The sequence below is a fragment of the Pseudomonas sp. CVAP#3 genome (assembly GCF_018986375.1).
In the GTDB taxonomy this organism is placed as follows: Bacteria; Pseudomonadota; Gammaproteobacteria; order Pseudomonadales; family Pseudomonadaceae; genus Aquipseudomonas; species Aquipseudomonas helvetica.
In genome coordinates this window covers 174,971-195,711 of record NZ_JAHMSC010000011.1, presented here as the reverse complement: position 1 = coordinate 195,711, position 20,741 = coordinate 174,971, and the positions used below count along the sequence as shown (strand labels likewise).

The following is a 20,741-nucleotide window of genomic DNA, read 5'->3' as shown; positions in this document are numbered from 1 at the left end:
AACTCAGGCCGCTCAGGCATAGACATGTAAACGTCCAGCTTTTTGGGGTCAGATCAGAGCGTGGGAACGATCAACCTGAACCCTTTGCACAAAACGGATAAAGGTCTGCACCCAGCGGATATTGTCCAGTAGTCGCCCGCCCTAGCATGAGCCTGCCTGAATAAAAACAATGGAGGCGGCGGCCATGTCCCTGCGACCCGAATACCTTCACTCCCTGCTCGAAGAAGACAAAGACCAGGGCATCTACCGCTGCAAGCGGGAGATGTTTACCGACCCACGCTTGTTCGATCTCGAGATGCAACACATCTTCGAAGGCAACTGGCTGTACCTCGCCCACGAGAGCCAGATTCCGAACAAGAATGATTTCTACACCACCACCATGGGCCGGCAGTCGATCTTCATTGCGCGCAACAAGGACGGCGAGCTCAACGCGTTCATCAACGCCTGCAGCCACCGTGGCGCGATGCTCTGCCGACACAAGACCGGCAACAAGGCTTCCTACACCTGCCCGTTTCACGGCTGGACCTTCAACAACTCCGGCAAGCTGCTCAAGGTTAAGGATCCGGCGTCGGCCGGCTACCCGGCGAGCTTCAACTGCGAAGGCTCCCACGACCTGACCAAAGTCGCGCGCTTCGAATCCTATCGTGGCTTCCTGTTCGGCAGCCTCAAGGCCGATGTGGTGCCGCTGGTCGAGCACCTGGGCGAGTCGGCGAAGATCATCGACATGATCGTCGATCAGTCCGCCGATGGCCTTGAAGTACTGCGTGGTTCATCCAGCTACATCTACGAAGGCAACTGGAAACTCACGGCTGAAAATGGCGCCGACGGCTATCACGTCAGTTCCGTGCACTGGAACTATGCCGCCACCCAGAACCAGCGCAAGCAGCGCGAATGCGGTGACGAGAACCCCACCATGAGCGCCGGTACCTGGGCCAAGCAGGGCGGTGGTTTCTACTCCTTCGACAAGGGCCACATGCTGCTCTGGACTCGTTGGTCGAACCCGGAAGACCGGCCGTTGTACGAGCGCCGTGATGAACTGGCCAAGGACTTTGGCCAGGCCCGCGCCGACTGGATGATCGAGAACTCGCGCAACCTCTGCCTGTACCCCAACGTGTACCTGATGGACCAGTTCAGTTCACAGATCCGCATCGCCCGGCCGATCTCGGTCAACCGTACCGAAATCACCATCTATTGCATCGCTCCCAAAGGCGAAAGTGACAGCGCGCGTTCGAGCCGGATTCGTCAGTACGAAGATTTTTTCAACGTCAGCGGCATGGCCACTCCGGACGACCTCGAAGAATTCCGCTCCTGCCAGACCGGCTACCAGGGCAGCGTCACCACCTGGAACGACATGTCCCGTGGCGCCGAGCACTGGGTTGAAGGTGCCGATGAGGCGGCCAAGGAGATCGACCTGCACCCGTTGCTCAGCGGTGTGCGTACCGAAGACGAAGGCCTGTTCGTGCTGCAACACAAGTACTGGCAGGAAACCATGCTCAAGGCCTTGAGCGAAGAACAGTCGGAATTGATCAAGGTGGAGGAGCTGTCATGAGCATCACTTACGACGCCGTGCGCGACTTTCTTTACCGCGAAGCGCGCTACCTCGACGACAAGGAGTGGGACAGCTGGCTGGAGCTGTACGCCGCCGATGCGTCCTTCTGGATGCCGTCCTGGGACGATAACGACGAGCTGACTGAAGACCCGCAACGGGAAATCTCGCTGATCTGGTACGGCAATCGCACGGGCCTGGAAGACCGCATTTTCCGAATCAAGACCGAGCGCTCCAGCGCCAGCGTGCCGGACACCCGGACCTCGCACAACATCAGCAACATCGAACTGCTCGAGCAGGTCGACGGGCTGTGCAAGGTGCGCTTCAACTGGCACACCCTGAGCTTTCGCTACAAGACCGTCGACAGCTATTTCGGCAGCAGCTTCTACACCCTCGACGTGCGTGGCGACAGCCCGCTGATCAAGGCCAAGAAAGTGATCCTGAAGAACGATTACGTTCGTCAGGTCATCGATGTCTATCACCTGTGAGGCAGCCGTCATGACTCATTCCATCGCACTCAATTTTGAAGACGGCGTCACCCGTTTCGTTGACGCCAACCCTGGCGAAACCGTGGCCGACGCAGCGTATCGCCAGGGCATCAACATCCCGCTGGACTGCCGCGACGGCGCCTGCGGCACCTGCAAATGCTTTGCCGAGGCCGGGCGTTACGATCTCGGCGAGGAATACATCGAAGACGCCCTGAGCAGCGACGAGGCCGAAAAAGGCTTTGTACTGACCTGCCAGATGCGCGCCCTCAGCGACTGCGTGGTGCGCGTGCCGGTGTCCTCGGACGTCTGCCGTACTCAAAAGGCCCACTACAGCGCGGCCATCAGCCAGGTACGTCAGCTGTCGGACAGCACGATTGCGCTGTCGATCAAGGGTGAAGCCCTGAGCAAACTGGCGTTCCTGCCGGGGCAATACGTCAACCTGGGCATTCCCGGCAGCGAGCAAACCCGTGCCTATTCGTTCAGCTCGTTGCAACGTGACGGTGAAGTCAGCTTCCTGATCCGCAACGTGCCCGGCGGGTTGATGAGCAGCTTCCTCACCGGTATCGCCAAGGCCGGTGACAGCATGAGCCTGGCCGGGCCGTTGGGCAGTTTTTACCTGCGCGACATTCAGCGTCCGTTACTGTTGCTGGCCGGCGGCACGGGGCTGGCGCCGTTCACCGCCATGCTGGAAAAAATTGCCGAGCAGGGCAGTGAGTATCCGTTGCACTTGATCTACGGCGTGACCAACGACTTTGACCTGGTGGAACTGGACCGGCTGCAAGCCTTGGCCGCGCGGATCCCGAACTTCAGTTTCAGCGCCTGCGTGGCCAACCCGCAAAGCGCGCACCCGCTCAAGGGTTATGTGACCCAGCACATCGAACCCAAGCACTTGAACGACGGTGATGTCGATGTCTACCTCTGCGGCCCGCCGCCGATGGTCGAAGCCGTGAGCCAGTTCATCCGCGAGCAGGGCGTCGCGCCGAAAAATTTCTACTACGAAAAATTCGCTGCGAGTGCTGCGTAAGCGCGGGAGGGTTTGATGAACAGATTTCATGAAAAAGTCGCGCTGATTACCGGCGCGGCCCAAGGGATTGGCCGTCGCGTCGCCGAGCGTATGGCCGCCGAAGGTGCGCGGCTGATTCTGGTCGACCGTTCCGAACTGGTGTTTGAGCTGCAAGAGCAGCTGGGTCAAACCAGTGAAGTGCTGACCCTCACCGCCGACCTCGAACAGTACGCCGAGTGCCATCGTGTGATGACGGCGGCCATCGAGCGTTTCGGCCGTCTGGATATATTGGTCAACAATGTCGGCGGGACCATCTGGGCCAAGCCTTTCGAGCATTACGAAGAGCATCAGATCGAAGCGGAAGTCCGTCGTTCGCTGTTTCCGACACTGTGGTGCTGCCATGCCGCATTGCCGTTCATGCTGGAGCAGGGCAGCGGCGCCATCGTCAACGTGTCATCCGTTGCCACGCGCGGGGTCAATCGCGTGCCTTACGGCGCAGCCAAGGGCGGAGTCAATGCGCTCACCGCGTGCCTGGCGTTTGAAACCGCCGAACGGGGCGTGCGGGTCAATGCCACCGCGCCGGGCGGCACCGAAGCGCCACCACGGCGGATTCCGCGCAACAGTGGCGAGCAGAGCCCCCAGGAGAAGGTCTGGTATCAGCAGATTGTCGATCAAACCGTCGACAGCAGCCTGATGAAACGCTACGGCACGATTGACGAGCAGGTCGGGGCGATCCTGTTTCTGGCCTCCGACGACGCGGCCTACATCACCGGGCTGGTAATGCCGGTTGGCGGCGGTGATCAGGGCTGAGCCGCGCAGGTTTCGAGCCGATACCCGACGGGACAACTGCCGGGTATCGGCGGCACTTTCAAGCTCTGTGTTAACATCGCCGCCTTATGCAAAACGGCACGAAGAGGGGTTGAAAGAAGATGGCTCAGAGGATGGTGGTGCTCGACACCGAAACCACCGGCATGCCGGTGACCGACGGCCACCGGATTATCGAGATCGGTTGCGTCGAGTTGATCGGTCGACGCCTGACGGGCCGGCACTTCCATGTTTATTTGCAACCAGACCGGGAAAGTGACGAGGGCGCGATTGGCGTCCACGGCATCACCAACGAGTTCCTGGTGGGCAAGCCGCGTTTCGCTGAAGTGGCCGATGAGTTCTTCGAATTCATCAAGGGCGCACAGCTGATCATCCATAACGCGGCGTTCGACGTTGGCTTCATCAACAACGAATTCGCGCTGATGGGCCAGCAGGATCGGGCGGATATCACCCAGCATTGCTCGATCCTCGATACCCTGATGATGGCGCGTGAGCGTCACCCGGGGCAGCGCAACAGCCTCGATGCCTTGTGCAAACGCTATGGCGTCGATAACTCCGGCCGTGAGCTGCACGGCGCCTTGCTCGACTCCGAGATTCTCGCTGACGTTTACCTGACCATGACCGGCGGCCAGACCAGTCTGTCGCTGGCCGGTAACGCGTCTGACGGCAACGGTTCGGGTGAGGGCTCGGGCAATCAGGCGAGCGAGATCCGTCGTCTGCCAGCGGATCGCACGCCGGCACGGATTATCCGCGCCAGTGAAGCGGAGCTGGCCGAGCACGCCTCGCGCCTTGAAGTGATCGCCAAGTCTGCCGGTGCCCCGGCGCTCTGGACCCAACTGGCCGAGGCCGAGGCACAAGCATAACCACCGAGCATGAATAGGACGGGCTCCTGTGGTGAGGGAGCTTGCTCCCGCTCGGCCGCGAAGCGGTCGTAATCCGGCAATCGCATTCCATCTGAATACTCGCGGTGCCTGATTTTAGGGTCGCTTCGCGACCCAGCGGGAGCAAGCTCCCTCGCCACAAGGTATGAACTCGGCGAGTTTTTCCTTAACTGACTGGCATCAGGGCAAGTCCCGTCGCCACAGTATCGAATGGGGCGTGACCTGTTTTGGGGCATCCTCTCGCCACACGGGCCGCAACCCTCTACCCTGAGTGTATTGGCAGACCACGGTCTGCTGCCTCAGGACGCCGAGCCCCATGTATAAAGACTTGAAGTTCCCGGTCCTTATTGTCCACCGCGACATCAAGGCTGATACGGTCGCCGGTGATCGCGTGCGTGGCATCGCCACGGAGCTTTCACAGGAAGGTTTCAGCGTCCTTTCGGCGGTGGATTACACCGAAGGGCGGTTGGTCGCTTCGACTCACCACGGCCTCGCGTGCATGTTGATTGCCGCCGAAGGCGCCGGGGAAAACATCCACCTTTTACAGAACATGGCCGAATTGATTCGTGTGGCCCGCGCCCGTGCGCCGAATTTGCCGATCTTCGCCCTGGGCGAGCAAGTCACCCTGGAAAACGCCCCGGCCGATGCCATGAGCGAACTGAACCAGTTGCGCGGCATCCTTTATTTGTTCGAAGACACCGTGCCGTTTCTGGCGCGCCAGGTCGCCCGGGCGGCGCGCAGCTACCTCGATGGTTTACTGCCGCCGTTTTTCAAGGCGCTGGTGCAACACACCGCCGACTCCAACTATTCCTGGCACACCCCAGGGCATGGCGGGGGTGTGGCTTATCACAAAAGCCCGGTAGGGCAGGCGTTCCACCAGTTTTTTGGGGAAAATACCCTGCGTTCGGACCTGTCGGTCTCGGTGCCGGAACTCGGCTCGTTGCTGGACCACACCGGGCCACTGGCGGAAGCCGAGGCCCGTGCAGCAGGTAATTTTGGCGCCGATCACACGTTTTTCGTGATCAATGGCACCTCGACGGCCAACAAGATTGTCTGGCAAGCCATGGTCGCGCGTGACGACCTGGTACTGGTGGACCGCAACTGCCACAAATCGGTGTTGCACTCGATCATCATGACCGGGGCGATCCCGTTGTACCTGTGTCCGGAGCGCAATGAACTGGGGATCATCGGGCCGATTCCACTGAGCGAATTCAGCCGTGAATCGATCCAGGCCAAGATCGATGCGAGCCCGTTGACCAAGGGCCGAGAGCCAAAGGTCAAGCTGGCGGTGGTGACCAACTCGACGTACGACGGCCTCTGTTACAACGCCGAGCTGATCAAGCAGACATTGGGCAACAGCGTCGAAGTCTTGCACTTCGACGAAGCCTGGTACGCGTATGCGGCGTTTCACGAATTCTTTGCCGGGCGTTATGGCATGGGCACTTCGCGCACTGACGACAGCCCGCTGGTGTTCACCACCCACTCCACCCACAAACTGCTGGCGGCCTTCAGTCAGGCGTCGATGATTCACGTGCAGGATGGCGGCGCTCGGCAACTGGACCGCGACCGTTTCAATGAAGCGTTCATGATGCACATCTCCACCTCGCCGCAATACAGCATCATCGCCTCGCTGGACGTGGCGTCGGCGATGATGGAAGGCCCGGCCGGCCGGTCGCTGCTGCAGGAAATGTTCGATGAAGCCCTGAGTTTTCGCCGGGCGCTAGCCAACTTGCGCCAGCACATCGCCACCGACGACTGGTGGTTCTCGATCTGGCAGCCGCCGCTGGTGGAGGGGATCGACAGGGTCACGACCTCCGACTGGCTGTTGCAGCCCGAAGTCGACTGGCACGGCTTTGGCGACATCGCGGAAGATTACGTGCTGCTGGACCCGATCAAAGTGACGCTGGTGATGCCCGGCCTGACAGCCGGTGGCGCGCTGAGCGAGCGGGGGATTCCAGCAGCAGTGGTCAGCAAGTTCCTCTGGGAACGCGGGTTGGTGGTGGAGAAAACCGGTCTGTATTCATTCCTGGTGCTGTTTTCCATGGGCATTACCAAGGGCAAGTGGAGCACCTTGCTCACCGAGTTGCTCGAATTCAAACGCAGCTACGACGCCAACGTCAGCCTGGCGGCGTGTCTGCCGTGTGTCGCGCAACGAGACGTGGCGCGTTATCAAGGCATGGGGCTGCGCGACCTGTGTGATCAATTGCACACCTGCTACCGCAGCAATGCCACCGCCAAGCACCTTAAACGGATGTACACCGTACTACCGGAAATCGTCATGAAGCCGGCCGACGCCTATGATCAATTGGTTCGTGGTGAGGTCGAGGCGGTGTCCATTGATCAATTGCAGGGACGTATTGCTGCGGTAATGCTGGTGCCATATCCGCCGGGGATTCCACTGATCATGCCCGGCGAACGTTTTACCGAGTCGACGCGCTCGATCATCGATTACCTGGCGTTTGCCCGCACGTTCAACAGCAGCTTCCCGGGCTTCGTCGCCGATGTACACGGCCTGCAGCATGAAGGCGAGGGCAGTGGGCGGTGTTACACCGTCGATTGCATAAAAACTTGAGGACTTTTCCGAGTATGCAGCCGGTCATCAATCCCAAGCACCCGGGTTTGGCGGTACGTGTCGCCGATCAGGGATTCGCTGCGTATATCTGGGGCAGTGACTTCAGTTTTGAGGTCCGGGCCTACGCGGTCGCAGAGCTCAATAAGCCGGTGGATCAGTGGCCGCTGGAAACCATTACGCCCTACCGCAAGTGCTATGGCATCGACCCGGAGGAGTTCGCCAGTTACCGGAACGCGGTCGACAGTGCGATTTTCATGGCGTTTCTCGACGATCACCCGGTGGGGCACATTGTGATCAGCACTAACTGGAACGGCTTTGCCCATATCGATGAGCTGGCAGTGCACGCCCCGGCGCGTCGCCACGGGGTGGCCAAGGCGTTGCTGGATGTCGCGCAGTTCTGGAGTCGCAAGAAGAAACTGCCGGGCATCATGCTGGAAACCCAGAATAACAACCTGGGTGCCTGTCGACTGTATGAGCGTTGCGGCTATGTCCTGGGTGGCATCGATCACTTGCGTTATCGCGGCATCGATCCGCAAACCGCTGAGGTGGCGTTGTTCTGGTATCGGCTGTTCGATAATCCGTTGGAAAGTCCGATCAGCTCGCCAGCATCGCCTCGGCTTGTTCCTTGATGATCTCCAGTAACGCCTGGGCCGCAGGCGCTATCTCGGCATTGTTCAGGGTCAAGGCGTAAAGACTGATCGGAACAGCCGGCGAGACGGGGCAAACGTCCAGTCCGCTGGCCTTGGCGCCGATCGCGGTAAACGGATCGACAACGGCCAGGCCTTCGCCGGCCTCGACCATGCTGCGCATCATCTGATGGGTCTGAACCCGGGTTTGCACCACCGGTGCCGGGCGCAAGGCCTGCAGTTTGCTCTCGAACATCACGCTGAGCGGGTCGTGACCTTCCAGCCCGACCATCGACTGGCCGGCCAGGTCCTGCACGGAAATGTATTTTTGCTTGGGTTGCAGCCAGCCATGAGGCGCCAGGAGCTGGAGTTTGCCTTGGGCAATGATCTGGCACTGAATGTCGGGGTGGTCGGGGTCGTGCAGGCTCAAGCCGAGATCGCTTTCACGCAGCAACAGGCTTCTGACGATGTCACGCGTGGGTTGGCTGAGCAGCGAGCAGGGCGCATCTGGAAAACGTCGACGCAGGGTGGCAATGCCCTGTGGCAACAATTGCTGCGCCAAGGGGGGCGTGCAAATGATCCGCAACGGCGGCGCCAGGTATTGTTTCAGGCTGTTGGCCAGCCGCTGCAGCGGTTCGAGCGCGTCAAAGACGTGGGCAATCTCGACCTGCAACTCCCGCGCCTCACGGGTAGCCTGCAATCGCCCGCGTACGCTGGCAAACAGCATGAAGCCGAGTTGATCCTCGGCTTCGCGCAAAATCCCCTCGACCCCGGCCACCGGCAATTGCAGCATCTCGGCAGCGGTGCCCAGATGACCGGTCTGCAGGAGCGCCTGGATCACTTCGATATGACGTAAACGCATGCGTGAAGTCCATGTTCAGCAGGTGAGGGAGTCAGTGTCTGAATCCTAACTCAAGTCCGTGCCTATGACTTCAGCTCATAACGGAGGCTTATGAGGCGACGTTTGGTTCAGGCTCTCGGATGATGGTAACGCCCGATTGAACCAATACAAATTCGTTGTCATCAAGTTTGTTGATGCGATCGCCAATCGCCAGCTTATAGGTGGTGACAGGCGCAAGGCCGGCGATACCGTCCGGCGACGGGGTGGATTCCTGGAACTCATGCACTGAATAAACACGGCCTTCCGCGTCTCTTGCATGGAATTGTCCGACGAGTACTGCTGCCATCTGCTTAGAACCTCTGGAGATAAGTCACTCAATTTGCGGTTCTGTAGACCGTCGATAAGCTTGGTAAGTTTTCCTACAGGAAAAAAATAGTATTTAACCGCTATTCCGCGACACGGAGCACGTTAAGTGGTGCCGAATCATCTATAACTACAGGCTCCTTTAGCCAGATAGTCGGGAATTTCCAATGAGCAAGGTCTATACGATTGCTGTCCTGGTTGGCAGCTTGAGAAAACAGTCGATCAACCGCAAAGTCGCGCTGGCGCTGGCTGAACTGGCTCCGGCAAACCTCAGGCTGAACATCGTCGAGATTGGCGACCTGCCGCTCTACAACGAAGACATCGACGTAACACCGCCGGCAGCCTACAGCACTTTCCGTCAACAGGTGAGCTCATCCGACGCGGTGCTGTTCGTGACGCCGGAATATAACCGCTCGGTGCCTGCCCCCCTGAAGAACGCCATCGATGTCGGTTCCCGACCTTATGGCAAGAGTGTCTGGGGCGGTAAACCGGGGGCGGTGATCAGCGCATCCCCCGGCGCTATTGGTGGTTTCGGTGCTAACCATCACTTGCGTCAATCCATGGTGTTTCTCAATGTGCCTTGCATGCAGCAGCCGGAAGCCTACCTGAGCAACGCCGGTACGGCGTTCGACGAGTCGGGCAAGGTGTCCGAGTCGGTCCGGCCGTTTTTGCAGAGTTTCATCAACGCCTACGCCGAGTGGGTCGAGCAATTTAAAAAGGATTGATCGATTGGGGGGCCAGTGCTTGCGCGCAGGAAGCGCTGGCCAGTCGACTGATGATCGAACCATTGGATAGTGGACGGCCACACGACAAGGAGTCTGAATAATGCAAAGCCTGGGCACGGTCACACGGCTGATCACCCGTAAAAACGCCATCGACCAGAGTCGTGTCGAGCATGAGCAGCGCAGCCTGGTTCCGGCGGTTGGTGAAGTGATCCTGAAGATTGATCGCTGCGCTCTGACCACCAATAACATCACCTACGCAGCCTACGGCGATTCGATGCATTACTGGGAGTTTTTCCCGACAGGGCAGGTGGAGTGGGGCCACATCCCGGCCTGGGGGTTTGCCGATGTGCTTGCGTCTGGAGTCGATGGCATTGTGGTCGGGGAGCGCCTTTACGGGTACTTTCCACTGGCCAGCCATCTCTGGGTGCGTCCAGAGCGGGTGACCGAGCGTGGTTTTCATGACGCCGCCCCGCACCGTCAAACACTGAGCTCGGTTTACAACCAGTACACCCGTTGTAGCTGGGATCGGTACTACAGCCCTGCAAATGAAAACCTGCAAATGCTGCTTAACCCGCTGTTTTTGACGTCATTGATGTTGGCAGACTTCCTACAGGACAATCAGTTCTTCGGTGCGACTCGCGTGGTGTTCTCCAGCGCATCGAGCAAAACCGCTTTCGGCACTGCTATTTGCCTGGAGGACCAGTCGAATCTGCAACGAGTGGCGCTGACATCGACCGGGAACCAGGCGTTTGTTGAGCAACTCGGGTGTTACGAGCGCACGCTTGAGTACGCCGAGTTGGCGTCGTTGCCCGCTGACCGTCCGACCTTGTACGTGGATTTCTCTGGCCGTCTGGACTTACGCGATCAGGTGCATCAGCATTTCGCCGAGCAATTGGTTTACAGCTGCGCTGTAGGTTCTACCCAGAGCACGGATGAGGCGCAGCTGAGCGCTATAACAGGGCCGCAGCCGGCGTTTTTCTTCGCGCCGATCCAGATTCGCAAACGCAACGCTGAATGGGGAGCTCCGCGGCTTATCGAGTACATCGGTGAGGGCGGGCAGAAGTTTTATCGGCGAGTGATGGCACCGGCCAATCCATTGCTCAGGGTGGTGGAGAGTGATGGGCTTGAAGCAGCGCAAACGGTGATTTCGCGGCTGTTTCACGGGCAGATCGCGCCGATCGAGGGGCATGTGATCCGTTTGTGAGGCTCTACGGGTTGCGTGCAATGCAGTTTATTTGCTTTACCGCATATTCGAAATTCCATATATTCGCGCTTCGTTTGTTCAGGCGCATTCACTTCCATGTCCGATTCCTGCAATCCCGTCGATGTGTTCAAGGCGTTGGCCGATGACACCCGCAGTCGTATCGCTTTGCTCATTGCCAAAGAGGGTGAGCTGTGCGTGTGCGAGCTGACGGCGGCGCTGGACCTGAGCCAGCCAAAAATCTCCCGTCACCTGGCGCAATTGCGCAGCCATGGTTTGCTGGCGGACCGTCGTCAGGGGCAATGGGTGTTTTATCGCCTGCACCCGCAATTATCCCCGTGGGTCATGACGTTGTTGCATGGCGCGCTGGCAGCCAACGGTGCATGGCTTGGCGCTGATGTCGCGCGACTACAGGCGATGGGCGACCGTCCGGTCCGTTGCTGCTGATTCTCCCTACACCTTTTTACCCCTTACTCAAGGCTGTTTCGAATGCTGATCGCGTCGTTGATTTTCCTCCAGACCATTACCCTGGTGATCTGGCAACCCAAAGGCCTTGGCGTCGGCTGGAGTGCGGTGCTGGGTGCTGTGTTGGCGCTGCTCTGCGGGGTGGTCCAGGTCAGCGACATTCCGCTGGTATGGGACATTATCTGGAACGCCACCGGGACGTTTGTGGCACTGATCATCATCAGCCTGCTGCTGGATGAAGCGGGTTTCTTTGCCTGGGCGGCGTTGCATGTGGCTCGCTGGGGGCACGGTAACGGGCGCAAGCTATTCGCTTACATGGTATTGCTCGGGGCGCTGGTATCGGCCTTGTTCGCCAATGATGGCGCAGCGTTGATCCTCACGCCCATCGTCATTTCGATGCTGCTGGCCTTGCGATTTTCTCCGACGGCGACGCTGGCGTTCGTGATGGGCGCCGGGTTTATCGCCGATACCGCGAGCCTGCCGCTGGTGGTGTCGAACCTGGTGAACATCGTCTCCGCGGACTTCTTCCACATTGGGTTCAACCGTTATGCAGCGGTCATGGTGCCGGTCAACCTGGTGGCCGTCGCGGCGACGCTGGCGGTGTTGCTGTGGTTCTTCCGACGCGACGTTCCTGCCGATTACGACCTAGAACAACTGGAAGACCCGAAGACCGCGATTCGCGACAAGCCAACGTTCATTGCCGGTTGGTGTGTGCTGGTGATTTTGCTGCTTGGCTGTTTTGCCCTGGAGCCGCTGGGGATTCCCATCAGCGCGATCTCTGCGGTATGCGCGGCATTGCTGTTGGCCATTGCCGCCCGAGGGCACAAGATTTCCACGCGCAAGGTGATGAAAGAGGCACCGTGGCATATCGTGATTTTCTCCTTGGGCATGTACCTGGTGGTTTACGGCTTGCGTAATGCCGGGTTGACCACATACCTGGCCGGTTGGCTGGACGTGTTCGCGGACTACGGCGTGTGGGGCGCGGCCATGGGCACCGGGCTGCTGACCGCGCTGTTGTCGTCGATGATGAACAACCTGCCGACGGTGCTGATCGGTGCGTTGTCGATCGATGCCAGCCAGGCCACCGGGGTGGTGAAAGAGGCAATGATCTACGCCAACGTGATCGGCAGCGACCTGGGGCCGAAAATCACCCCGATCGGTAGCCTCGCGACCTTGCTTTGGTTGCACGTGCTGGCGCGCAAGAATATTCAGATTGGCTGGGGATATTATTTCAAGGTCGGGATCGTATTGACGGTGCCGGTGTTGCTGGTGACCCTGGCGGCGTTGGCGTTGCGCCTGTCCATCTAAATAGCTTCCTGTAGGAGCACGGCTTGCCGGCGATGGTGTCCTTGAGATCGCCATCGCGAGCAAGCTTTGCTCCTACAGAGTTCTTCGTAGGATAGAGGGTCCCGTGTGGGAGCGAGCTTGCTCGCGATAGGGCCGGTCCAGACGCCACAAGGCTCAACCCTGGCCCGGTACGTTCGGCCACAGATCCGCCACCAGAAACAACCGCTCGGCTTCTTCCCAGTCACCGTCGACGTTTTCAGTCAGGCGTACCAGCAACTGCGCGGGTGCCTGAGGGTCGAGCCCGCTCAGCCAGGTCTCCAGTTGTGTGCGCTCCCAGGTGTGCTCGGCAAGATAATGGGCGGGCGCGAGCCAGGCGTGCCGTGGCAAGGGTTGCCAGCGACCGGGCGGGCTCTGGGCGATAAAGTGAGCCCAGTCTCGCTGATGCAGCCAGCGTCCTTTGAGGTGTTGCGGATGCGCACAGTCGGGTGACCGGGTTTTGCCGGGCCATGGGTACAGCAGATAACCGCCCAGCCACAGGTGTGCGCTGAACCCCAGGATATCCAGCGCGGCCAGCGCATCACGGCTTTCGGAGCGCGCGGAGATCGGCAGTTGATGGTGGGTCAGGTGCGCCAGCTTGCGGTCCAGTCGGTCATGGCAGCCCGGTCCGAGCCACTGGGCAGTGTCGTGGCCTTCGCCGTTCTGGGGGCCCAGATACAATTTGATCGCCAATTCCAGGTGATGCACGCCGTCGCGGTCACGCAGCAGCATGTCCAGCTCGCCCAGCGTATGGCCCTCGCGGCGAATCGGCAGGTTGGCGGCAATCAACTCGACGCCCGGCGCGTGCTGCACGGCAAACTGCCAGAGGCGTTCGTAATACAGGCCCAGGCGACGAGTCGGGCCGAGCGCCAGCCAGCGCTGCAGCTCGCGGCTGTCCTGATCGAGCTGAAGCAGCCAGTGTTGCAGTCGTTCGGGGGCTTGTACCCAGTCGCTGCCGGCCAGTGGATGGCGTTGTGGCCAGGGTGTTTCGCAGAGCATCGGTGGCGCGAGGATGACCCAGGCCAGGTCGCGCACTTCGGGATGGCGCAACTGACGAGGTAAAGCCAGCAAGTCAGGAAATAAGGTCATCTTGCGAGCATAGCGCTTTGGTTCGCGGCTGAAAGGATTTTGTCTGCGGCGCGCTTTCGCCCATAATCGTGTTTTTCGCCGTCGTAGACCCTCGGAGTCCCATGGAGCAATTTCGTAATATCGGCATCATCGGTCGCCTGGGCAGTTCGCAGGTGCTGGATACCGTTCGCCGACTGAAAAGATTCCTGCTTGACCGGCACTTGCACGTGATTCTCGAGGACACCATCGCCGAAGTCCTGCCTGGCCATGGCCTGCAAACGTCATCGCGCAAGATGCTCGGCGAAGTCTGTGACATGGTGATTGTGGTGGGCGGTGACGGCAGCCTGCTGGGCGCCGCTCGGGCATTGGCACGGCACAACATTCCGGTGCTGGGGATCAACCGTGGCAACCTGGGCTTTCTGACCGACATCCGCCCGGATGAACTGGAAGTCAAGGTCGCCGAAGTGCTCGACGGGCACTATCTGGTCGAAAACCGCTTCCTGTTGCAGGCCGAAGTTCGCCGCCACGCCGAGGCCATCGGCCAGGGCGATGCGCTGAACGACGTGGTGCTGCACCCGGGCAAATCGACGCGGATGATCGAGTTCGAGTTGTACATCGACGGCCAGTTCGTTTGCAGCCAAAAAGCCGACGGCCTGATCGTCGCCACACCCACCGGTTCCACGGCCTATGCGCTCTCGGCGGGTGGTCCGATCATGCATCCCAAGCTCGATGCCATTGTGATTGTGCCAATGTACCCCCATACCTTGTCAGGAAGGCCGATTGTGGTCGATGGCAATAGCGAGCTGAAAATCGTCGTGTCGAAGGATATGCAGATTTACCCGCAAGTCTCCTGTGACGGGCAGAACCACTTCACCTGCGCCCCCGGTGACACCATCACTGTGAGCAAGAAGGCGCAGAAACTGCGGCTGATTCATCCGCTGGACCATAACTACTACGAAGTCTGCCGGACCAAGCTGGGCTGGGGCAGCCGGTTGGGCGGTGGAGGCGACTGATGCTCGATCCCGCGCGTAGCTACGACCTGATCGGTGACGTGCACGGTTGCGCTCATACCCTTGAGCATTTGCTGGACCGACTCGGGTATCACAAGCAAGCCGGCGTCTGGCGCCATCCGTCACGCATGGCCGTGTTTCTCGGTGACATCATCGACCGCGGCCCGCGGATTCGCGAAGCGCTGCACATCGTTCACGACATGGTCGAGGCCGGTCAGGCGCTGTGCATCATGGGCAACCATGAATTCAACGCGCTCGGCTGGAGCACGCCAGCGCCGCCCGGCAGTGGCAAACAGTTTGTGCGTGAGCACACGCCTCGGCATGCGCGCCTGCTCGACGAAACCCTGACTCAATTTGCCGATCACCCGGCGGACTGGCACGACTTTCTTGCCTGGTTCTACGAGATGCCTCTGTTCGTCGACGCCGGACGCTTCCGGGTCGTCCACGCCTGCTGGGACGGTGGCCTGATCGATGTGCTGCGTGCGCAGTATTCCGATGGCTGCATCGATGAACACTTCGTCCAGGCAGCGGCGGTTTCCGGCAGTTTTGCCTGCATGGCCTTCGACCGCTTGCTGCGCGGCACCGACATGCGCCTGCCGCATGGCTTGACCATGACCAGCGGCGACGGTCTGACGCGTTCGTTTTTCCGCACCAAGTTCTGGGAAGACAACCCGCAAACCTATGGCGATATTGTGTTCCAGCCAGATGCCTTGCCCGAATCCGTGGCTCGCACGCCGCTGTCGCCGGTAGAAAAAGATAACCTGTTGCGCTACGGCATCGACGAACCGCTGTTGTTTGTCGGGCACTACTGGCGCAGCGGCAAACCGGCGCCGATCCGTCCGAACCTGGCCTGCCTGGATTACAGCGCGGTGTTGTACGGCAAGCTGGTTGCCTATCGGCTGGATCAGGAAACCCGTCTCGATCCACACAAGTTTGTCTGGGTCGATGTTGAACGGCCAGAGGTATTGCGATGAGTGTCGTTGCTGTTTTACGTCTGCCGCTGGCGGTGGACCTCAGTGGTTTCGTCAAATTGCTGCAACGCATGCACGTGCCGCATCGGGTCAGCGAAGAAGCCGGTGAGCAGGTGCTGTGGGTGCCGGACGCGATCAGCGAAGACGTGCGCTCGCTGTACGAACGGTTCCCTGCGGGCGATCCCGAGCATCAACTGGATATCCCGGCTGCACAAGCGAACATTCAGCGTCCGGGGTTCGTCGAACAACTGCGCAACAGCCCGGTGACGGCGCTGATTCTGCTGTTGAGCATGATCGTCGGCGCGGTGACATTGCTCGGCGAGAACCTCGACACGATGCGCTGGCTGACGTTCCTCGATTTTCGCGTGGTGGGCGAGTACATCCACTTCACGCCGTTGGCCGACAGTCTGGCAGCGGGGCAGTGGTGGCGTCTGGTGACGCCAATGCTGATTCACTTCGGCGTTCTCCACCTGGCCATGAACGGCATGTGGTACTGGGAGCTGGGGCGGCGTATCGAGTCGCGTCAGGGCAGTGTCAACCTGCTGGGGCTGACGTTGCTGTTCAGCCTGGTGTCGAACTACGCCCAATATTATTACGGCGGCGCGACCTTGTTCGGCGGCCTGTCCGGGGTGCTTTACGGCCTGCTCGGGCATTGCTGGATCTACCAGTTGCTGTCGCCGAACCCGGCGTATCGCCTGCCTCGCGGGGTGTTGGTGATGATGCTGGTGTGGCTGCTGCTGTGTATGTCGGGGCTGATCTCGATGATCGGCTTCGGCGAAATTGCCAATGCGGCGCACGTCGGCGGGTTACTCGTCGGATGCTTCACCGGTTTGTTGGGCGGCTTGTACAGTCGCCGTAGACTCTCTGTCCAATAAACTGCCGTCTAAATTGTGCTGTGAATAACGAGCGCGGAGACCTGATGTCCTCTTTTAACGAAATGATCAAAAACATCACGCCTGAGATCTACCAGAGCCTGAAACTGGCGGTAGAGATCGGCAAGTGGTCCGACGGCGGCAAGCTGACTGCCGAGCAGCGCGAACTGTCGTTGCAGGCGATGATCGCCTGGGAAGTGCAGAACCTGCCCGAGGAACAACGCACCGGCTACATGGGCCCGCAGGAGTGCAGTTCGAAGTCGATCACTGTGCCGAATATCCTGTTCAAGTCGGATGCCATCCATTGATCGAGATTGGCCGCGGTGCAATCAGCAAGATGTCGGCGCGCCTCGAAGCGTCGACCGTGCAATACGCTTTTCGCCTGGGCGATACCGAGGTGCCGGTCAATCCCATGATCGGCAGCACGGTTCGCCTGGAATACCTGGGTGCGATCCACTGCATCCATTGCGGACGCAAAACCAAAACCAGCTTCAGCCAGGGTTACTGCTACCCGTGCATGACCAAACTGGCGCAGTGCGATGTCTGCATCATGAGCCCGGAGCGTTGTCATTACGATGCCGGGACCTGCCGTGAACCGGCTTGGGGCGAGCAGTTCTGCATGACCGACCACGTGGTGTATCTGGCCAATTCGTCGGGCGTCAAAGTCGGGATTACCCGCGCCACTCAACTGCCGACCCGCTGGCTCGATCAGGGCGCCAGCCAGGCATTGCCGATCATGCGCGTGTCGACCCGCCAGCAGTCCGGCTTCGTCGAAGACCTGTTCCGCAGTCAGGTGGCCGACAAGACCAACTGGCGCGCCTTGCTCAAGGGCGATGCGGCACCGGTTGACCTGAAACAGATTCGTGATCAACTGTTCGAAAGCTGTGCCGAGGGCATGCAAGGACTGCAGGAGCGCTTCGGCCTGCAAGCTATTCAACCGGTATTTGATGTCGAGCCGATTGAAATCCGTTACCCGGTCGAGCAGTACCCGGCCAAGATTGTCAGCTTCAATCTGGACAAGAACCCGATTGCCGAAGGCACGCTGTTGGGGATCAAGGGGCAATACCTGATCTTCGATACCGGCGTTATCAATATTCGTAAATACACGGCTTACCAGCTCGCCGTGCATCAGTAAAAGGACTCCAGCATGCGCACCGAACAACCGAAGATGATCTACCTGAAAGACTATCAGGCGCCCGAGTACCTGATCGACGAGACGCACCTGACCTTCGAGTTGTACGAGGACCACAGCCTGGTCCATGCGCAACTGGTGATGCGCCGCAATCCTGCCCGTGGCCCGGGCCTGCCGCCGCTTGTACTGGATGGCCAGCAACTCGAGCTGCTGTCGGTAGCCTTGGGCGACGCCGAACTGAGCGCCCGCGACTATCAACTGACGGAAAACCATCTGACCCTGCACCCGACCAGCGCCAGTTTCACGGTCGACACCAGCGTGCGGATTCATCCGGAAACCAACACCGCGCTGGAAGGCCTGTACAAGTCCAGCGGGATGTTCTGCACCCAGTGCGAGGCCGAGGGCTTTCGCAAGATCACCTATTACCTCGACCGCCCGGATGTGATGAGCAAGTTCACCACCACGGTGGTCGCCGAGCAGCACAGCTATCCGGTGCTGCTGTCCAACGGCAACCCGATTGCCTCGGGTCCCGGTGAAGACGGTCGGCATTGGGCGACCTGGGAAGACCCGTTCATGAAACCGGCCTACCTGTTCGCGCTGGTGGCCGGTGACTTGTGGTGCGTCGAAGACACCTTCACCACCATGACCCAGCGCAGTGTGGCGTTGCGCATTTACGTCGAGCCGGAAAACATCGACAAGTGCCAGCACGCCATGAACAGCCTGAAGAAGTCCATGCGCTGGGACGAAGAAGTCTATGGTCGCGAGTACGATCTGGACATCTTCATGATCGTTGCGGTCAACGACTTCAACATGGGCGCCATGGAGAACAAGGGCCTCAATATCTTCAACTCCAGCTGCGTGCTGGCCCGCGCCGAAACCGCGACCGACGCCGCGCACCAGCGGGTTGAAGCGGTAGTGGCCCACGAATATTTCCACAACTGGTCAGGCAACCGCGTGACCTGCCGCGACTGGTTCCAGCTGTCGCTCAAGGAAGGTTTCACGGTGTTCCGTGACGCCGAGTTCTCCGCCGACATGCACTCGCGCACCGTCAAGCGCATCGAGGACGTGGCCTACCTGCGCACTCACCAGTTTGCCGAAGATGCAGGTCCCATGGCCCATGCGGTGCGCCCGGATGCGTTCATCGAGATTTCCAACTTCTACACCTTGACCGTCTACGAGAAAGGTTCGGAAGTGGTGCGCATGATCCGCACCTTGCTCGGCGCCGAAGGTTTCCGCAAAGGCAGCGACCTGTATTTCGAGCGTCACGATGGCCAGGCGGTCACCTGCGACGATTTCATCAAGGCCATGGAAGATGCCAACGGCGTCGACCTGACCCAGTTCAAACGCTGGTACAGCCAGGCCGGTACACCGCGTCTGGCGGTGAGCGAGTCTTATGACGCGGCGGCGAAAACCTACAGCCTGACCTTCGGTCAGAGCTGCCCGGCAACCCCGGACAAGGTTGAAAAACTGCCGTTCGTGATTCCGCTCGAATTGGGTCTGCTGGACAGCAAAGGTGCGGCGATCGCATTGCGTCTGGCCGGTGAAGCGGCCGCTGACGGGACTTCCCGCGTGTTGTCGGTGACTGACGCTGAGCAGACTTTCACCTTCGTCGACATCGCTGAACAGCCGTTGCCATCGCTGCTGCGCGGTTTCTCGGCACCGGTGAAACTGAGCTTTCCGTACAACCGCGATCAGCTGATGTTCCTGATGCAGCACGACAGCGACGGCTTCAACCGTTGGGAAGCCGGCCAGCAATTGTCGGTGCAGGTGTTGCAGGAACTGATCGCTCAGCATCAAGCGGGTCAGGCGTTGGTGCTGGATCAGCGTCTGATCAGTGCATTGCGCTCGGTGCTGGCGGATGAATCCCTGGATCAGGCCATGGTCGCCGAAATGCTCTCGCTGCCAAGCGAGGCTTACCTGACCGAAATCAGCGAAGTGGCGGACGTCGATGCGATTCACGCAGCCCGTGAGTTCGCCCGCAAGCAACTGGCGGATAACCTGTTCGACGTACTGTGGCTGCGTTATCAGACCAATCGTGATCTGTCGAAGCAAACCCCTTACATCGCTGAAGCCGAGCATTTCGCCCGTCGTAGCCTGCAAAACATCGCACTGTCGTACTTGATGCTGAGCAGTAAGCCAGAATTTCTGGTGATGGCATCGACGCTGGAGCAGTTCGAGACTAGCGACAACATGACCGAGCGTCTGACCGCATTGGCGGTGCTGGTGAACTCGCCGTACGAGGCCGATAAGGCCAAGGCACTGGCCAGTTTTGCCGAGCACTTCAAGGACAATCCGCTGGTCATGGACCAATGGTTCAGCGTACAGGCCGGCAGCACGTTGCCGGGTGGCTTGCAGCGAGTTCGGCAGTTGATGAAGCACCCGGCGTTCAACATCAAGAACCCGAACAAGGTGCGGGCGCTGGTCGGTGCGTTTGCCGGACAGAACCTGATCAACTTCCATGCGGCCGATGGTTCGGGGTATCGCTTCCTTGCGGATCTGGTGATCGAGCTGAATGGCTTCAATCCGCAGATCGCTTCCCGTCAATTGGCGCCATTGACGCGCTGGCGTAAATACGACAGCGCCCGTCAGGCGTTGATGAAGGCGGAGCTGGAGCGCATTCGCGGCTCGGGCCAGCTGTCCAGTGATGTGTTTGAAGTGGTCAGCAAAAGTCTGGCGTGAACCTCGGGCTTTCATCTGTAGCAACTGTGGCGAGGGAGCTTGCTCCCGCTGGGCTGCGAAGCAGGCCCAATTCTCAGTCACCTCGTCCTGTATGGCAGGGAGGCTGAGATTGGGAGTCCTTCGGCCTCCAGCGGGAGCAAGCTCCCTCGC

Annotated in this window: 20 protein-coding genes; 17 read left to right on the top strand and 3 right to left on the bottom strand. The window is 59.8% G+C overall.

All coding sequences use genetic code 11. The features are described from left to right. Positions 1-184 precede the first annotated feature (184 nt). The 7 genes from benA (at position 185) to KRR23_RS19500 (ending at position 7,944) form a co-directional block, all read left to right on the top strand. Entirely contained in the window at positions 185-1,549 is a 1,365-nt protein-coding gene (gene benA, locus KRR23_RS19530) for a benzoate 1,2-dioxygenase large subunit (RefSeq protein WP_216743842.1), read from the top strand. Beyond that, positions 1,546-2,034, top strand: a complete 489-nt coding sequence (benB, locus tag KRR23_RS19525) for a benzoate 1,2-dioxygenase small subunit (protein ID WP_216743841.1) — start codon at positions 1,546-1,548, stop codon at positions 2,032-2,034. Before benA ends, benB begins: the two co-directional genes overlap by 4 nt. A gap of 10 nt (positions 2,035-2,044) precedes the next feature. After that, positions 2,045-3,058 (top strand): benzoate 1,2-dioxygenase electron transfer component BenC, encoded by a 1,014-nt coding sequence (gene benC / locus KRR23_RS19520; protein ID WP_216743840.1) that lies wholly within the window; start codon positions 2,045-2,047, stop codon positions 3,056-3,058. Between the two features lie 15 nt (positions 3,059-3,073). Next, on the top strand, positions 3,074-3,847 hold the full coding sequence (locus tag KRR23_RS19515) for a 1,6-dihydroxycyclohexa-2,4-diene-1-carboxylate dehydrogenase (RefSeq protein WP_216743839.1): 774 nt from the start codon (positions 3,074-3,076) through the stop codon (positions 3,845-3,847). A 119-nt stretch (positions 3,848-3,966) separates the two neighbouring features. Then, positions 3,967-4,725: a DNA polymerase III subunit epsilon gene (dnaQ, locus tag KRR23_RS19510; protein ID WP_145016520.1), complete on the top strand. Its 759-nt coding sequence runs from the start codon at positions 3,967-3,969 to the stop codon at positions 4,723-4,725. Positions 4,726-5,059: 334 nt separating this feature from the next. Then, the gene (locus KRR23_RS19505) at positions 5,060-7,315 is read left to right on the top strand and encodes an Orn/Lys/Arg decarboxylase N-terminal domain-containing protein (protein WP_216743838.1); all 2,256 of its coding nucleotides are present in this window, start codon (positions 5,060-5,062) and stop codon (positions 7,313-7,315) included. Positions 7,316-7,329: 14 nt separating this feature from the next. Continuing rightward, positions 7,330-7,944 carry a GNAT family N-acetyltransferase gene (locus tag KRR23_RS19500; protein ID WP_216743837.1) on the top strand — a complete coding sequence of 205 codons (615 nt, stop codon included), beginning with the start codon at positions 7,330-7,332 and terminating at the stop codon, positions 7,942-7,944. On the opposite strand, the gene KRR23_RS19495 is transcribed toward KRR23_RS19500, so the two are convergent. Both KRR23_RS19495 and KRR23_RS19490 read right to left on the bottom strand, forming a co-directional pair. Further along, entirely contained in the window at positions 7,910-8,803 is an 894-nt protein-coding gene (locus tag KRR23_RS19495; RefSeq protein ID WP_216743836.1) for a LysR substrate-binding domain-containing protein, read from the bottom strand. The two genes, KRR23_RS19500 and KRR23_RS19495, sit on opposite strands and share 35 nt — an antisense overlap. Positions 8,804-8,891: 88 nt before the next feature. Next, the gene (locus KRR23_RS19490) at positions 8,892-9,128 is read right to left on the bottom strand and encodes a hypothetical protein (RefSeq protein WP_216743835.1); all 237 of its coding nucleotides are present in this window, start codon (positions 9,126-9,128) and stop codon (positions 8,892-8,894) included. A 184-nt stretch (positions 9,129-9,312) separates the two neighbouring features. Here KRR23_RS19490 and KRR23_RS19485 point away from each other — a divergent pair, with 184 nt between their 5' ends. From KRR23_RS19485 to KRR23_RS19470, 4 genes are all read left to right on the top strand, one after another. Then, the gene (locus KRR23_RS19485) at positions 9,313-9,870 is read left to right on the top strand and encodes an NADPH-dependent FMN reductase (RefSeq protein ID WP_054597141.1); all 558 of its coding nucleotides are present in this window, start codon (positions 9,313-9,315) and stop codon (positions 9,868-9,870) included. Between the two features lie 100 nt (positions 9,871-9,970). Further along, positions 9,971-11,074 (top strand): DUF2855 family protein, encoded by a 1,104-nt coding sequence (locus KRR23_RS19480; RefSeq protein WP_216743834.1) that lies wholly within the window; start codon positions 9,971-9,973, stop codon positions 11,072-11,074. A gap of 96 nt (positions 11,075-11,170) precedes the next feature. Continuing rightward, positions 11,171-11,518, top strand: coding sequence for a metalloregulator ArsR/SmtB family transcription factor (locus KRR23_RS19475; protein ID WP_216743833.1), 348 nt, complete (start codon positions 11,171-11,173; stop codon positions 11,516-11,518). Positions 11,519-11,560: 42 nt separating this feature from the next. Next, on the top strand, positions 11,561-12,844 hold the full coding sequence (locus KRR23_RS19470) for an arsenic transporter (RefSeq protein ID WP_216743832.1): 1,284 nt from the start codon (positions 11,561-11,563) through the stop codon (positions 12,842-12,844). 153 nt (positions 12,845-12,997) lie between these two features. Here the strand turns inward: KRR23_RS19470 and KRR23_RS19465 are convergent, their stop codons facing one another. Then, positions 12,998-13,948, bottom strand: a complete 951-nt coding sequence (locus tag KRR23_RS19465) for a DUF1853 family protein (protein ID WP_103314475.1) — start codon at positions 13,946-13,948, stop codon at positions 12,998-13,000. A 101-nt stretch (positions 13,949-14,049) separates the two neighbouring features. On the opposite strand from KRR23_RS19465, the gene KRR23_RS19460 reads away from it, so the two are divergent. The 6 genes from KRR23_RS19460 to pepN are packed head-to-tail and all read left to right on the top strand — an operon-like array spanning position 14,050 to position 20,591. Next, entirely contained in the window at positions 14,050-14,940 is an 891-nt protein-coding gene (locus tag KRR23_RS19460; protein ID WP_019690613.1) for an NAD(+) kinase, read from the top strand. Further along, positions 14,937-15,911 (top strand): metallophosphoesterase, encoded by a 975-nt coding sequence (locus KRR23_RS19455; RefSeq protein ID WP_216743849.1) that lies wholly within the window; start codon positions 14,937-14,939, stop codon positions 15,909-15,911. Before KRR23_RS19460 ends, KRR23_RS19455 begins: the two co-directional genes overlap by 4 nt. Beyond that, positions 15,908-16,783, top strand: a complete 876-nt coding sequence (locus KRR23_RS19450; RefSeq protein WP_216743831.1) for a rhomboid family intramembrane serine protease — start codon at positions 15,908-15,910, stop codon at positions 16,781-16,783. The genes KRR23_RS19455 and KRR23_RS19450 overlap by 4 nt, the downstream gene beginning before the upstream one ends. Positions 16,784-16,827: 44 nt before the next feature. Next, positions 16,828-17,088 (top strand): YeaC family protein, encoded by a 261-nt coding sequence (locus tag KRR23_RS19445; RefSeq protein ID WP_019690610.1) that lies wholly within the window; start codon positions 16,828-16,830, stop codon positions 17,086-17,088. Then, positions 17,085-17,915: a DUF2797 domain-containing protein gene (locus KRR23_RS19440; RefSeq protein ID WP_216743830.1), complete on the top strand. Its 831-nt coding sequence runs from the start codon at positions 17,085-17,087 to the stop codon at positions 17,913-17,915. Before KRR23_RS19445 ends, KRR23_RS19440 begins: the two co-directional genes overlap by 4 nt. Before the next feature lie 12 nt (positions 17,916-17,927). Continuing rightward, complete coding sequence (gene pepN / locus KRR23_RS19435; protein WP_216743829.1) at positions 17,928-20,591, top strand: aminopeptidase N; 2,664 nt, start codon at positions 17,928-17,930, stop codon at positions 20,589-20,591. Positions 20,592-20,741: the final 150 nt, after the last annotated feature.

Bases quoted from the DNA above. Each gene is read 5' to 3' on its own strand.
- benA (WP_216743842.1), top strand. From the start codon at position 185: ATGTCCCTGCGACCCGAATACCTTCACTCCCTGCTCGAAGAAGACAAA.
- benB (WP_216743841.1), top strand. From the start codon at position 1,546: ATGAGCATCACTTACGACGCCGTGCGCGACTTTCTTTACCGCGAAGCG.
- benC (WP_216743840.1), top strand. From the start codon at position 2,045: ATGACTCATTCCATCGCACTCAATTTTGAAGACGGCGTCACCCGTTTC.
- KRR23_RS19515 (WP_216743839.1), top strand. From the start codon at position 3,074: ATGAACAGATTTCATGAAAAAGTCGCGCTGATTACCGGCGCGGCCCAA.
- dnaQ (WP_145016520.1), top strand. From the start codon at position 3,967: ATGGCTCAGAGGATGGTGGTGCTCGACACCGAAACCACCGGCATGCCG.
- KRR23_RS19505 (WP_216743838.1), top strand. From the start codon at position 5,060: ATGTATAAAGACTTGAAGTTCCCGGTCCTTATTGTCCACCGCGACATC.
- KRR23_RS19500 (WP_216743837.1), top strand. From the start codon at position 7,330: ATGCAGCCGGTCATCAATCCCAAGCACCCGGGTTTGGCGGTACGTGTC.
- KRR23_RS19495 (WP_216743836.1), bottom strand. From the start codon at position 8,803: ATGCGTTTACGTCATATCGAAGTGATCCAGGCGCTCCTGCAGACCGGT.
- KRR23_RS19490 (WP_216743835.1), bottom strand. From the start codon at position 9,128: ATGGCAGCAGTACTCGTCGGACAATTCCATGCAAGAGACGCGGAAGGC.
- KRR23_RS19485 (WP_054597141.1), top strand. From the start codon at position 9,313: ATGAGCAAGGTCTATACGATTGCTGTCCTGGTTGGCAGCTTGAGAAAA.
- KRR23_RS19480 (WP_216743834.1), top strand. From the start codon at position 9,971: ATGCAAAGCCTGGGCACGGTCACACGGCTGATCACCCGTAAAAACGCC.
- KRR23_RS19475 (WP_216743833.1), top strand. From the start codon at position 11,171: ATGTCCGATTCCTGCAATCCCGTCGATGTGTTCAAGGCGTTGGCCGAT.
- KRR23_RS19470 (WP_216743832.1), top strand. From the start codon at position 11,561: ATGCTGATCGCGTCGTTGATTTTCCTCCAGACCATTACCCTGGTGATC.
- KRR23_RS19465 (WP_103314475.1), bottom strand. From the start codon at position 13,948: ATGACCTTATTTCCTGACTTGCTGGCTTTACCTCGTCAGTTGCGCCAT.
- KRR23_RS19460 (WP_019690613.1), top strand. From the start codon at position 14,050: ATGGAGCAATTTCGTAATATCGGCATCATCGGTCGCCTGGGCAGTTCG.
- KRR23_RS19450 (WP_216743831.1), top strand. From the start codon at position 15,908: ATGAGTGTCGTTGCTGTTTTACGTCTGCCGCTGGCGGTGGACCTCAGT.
- KRR23_RS19445 (WP_019690610.1), top strand. From the start codon at position 16,828: ATGTCCTCTTTTAACGAAATGATCAAAAACATCACGCCTGAGATCTAC.
- pepN (WP_216743829.1), top strand. From the start codon at position 17,928: ATGCGCACCGAACAACCGAAGATGATCTACCTGAAAGACTATCAGGCG.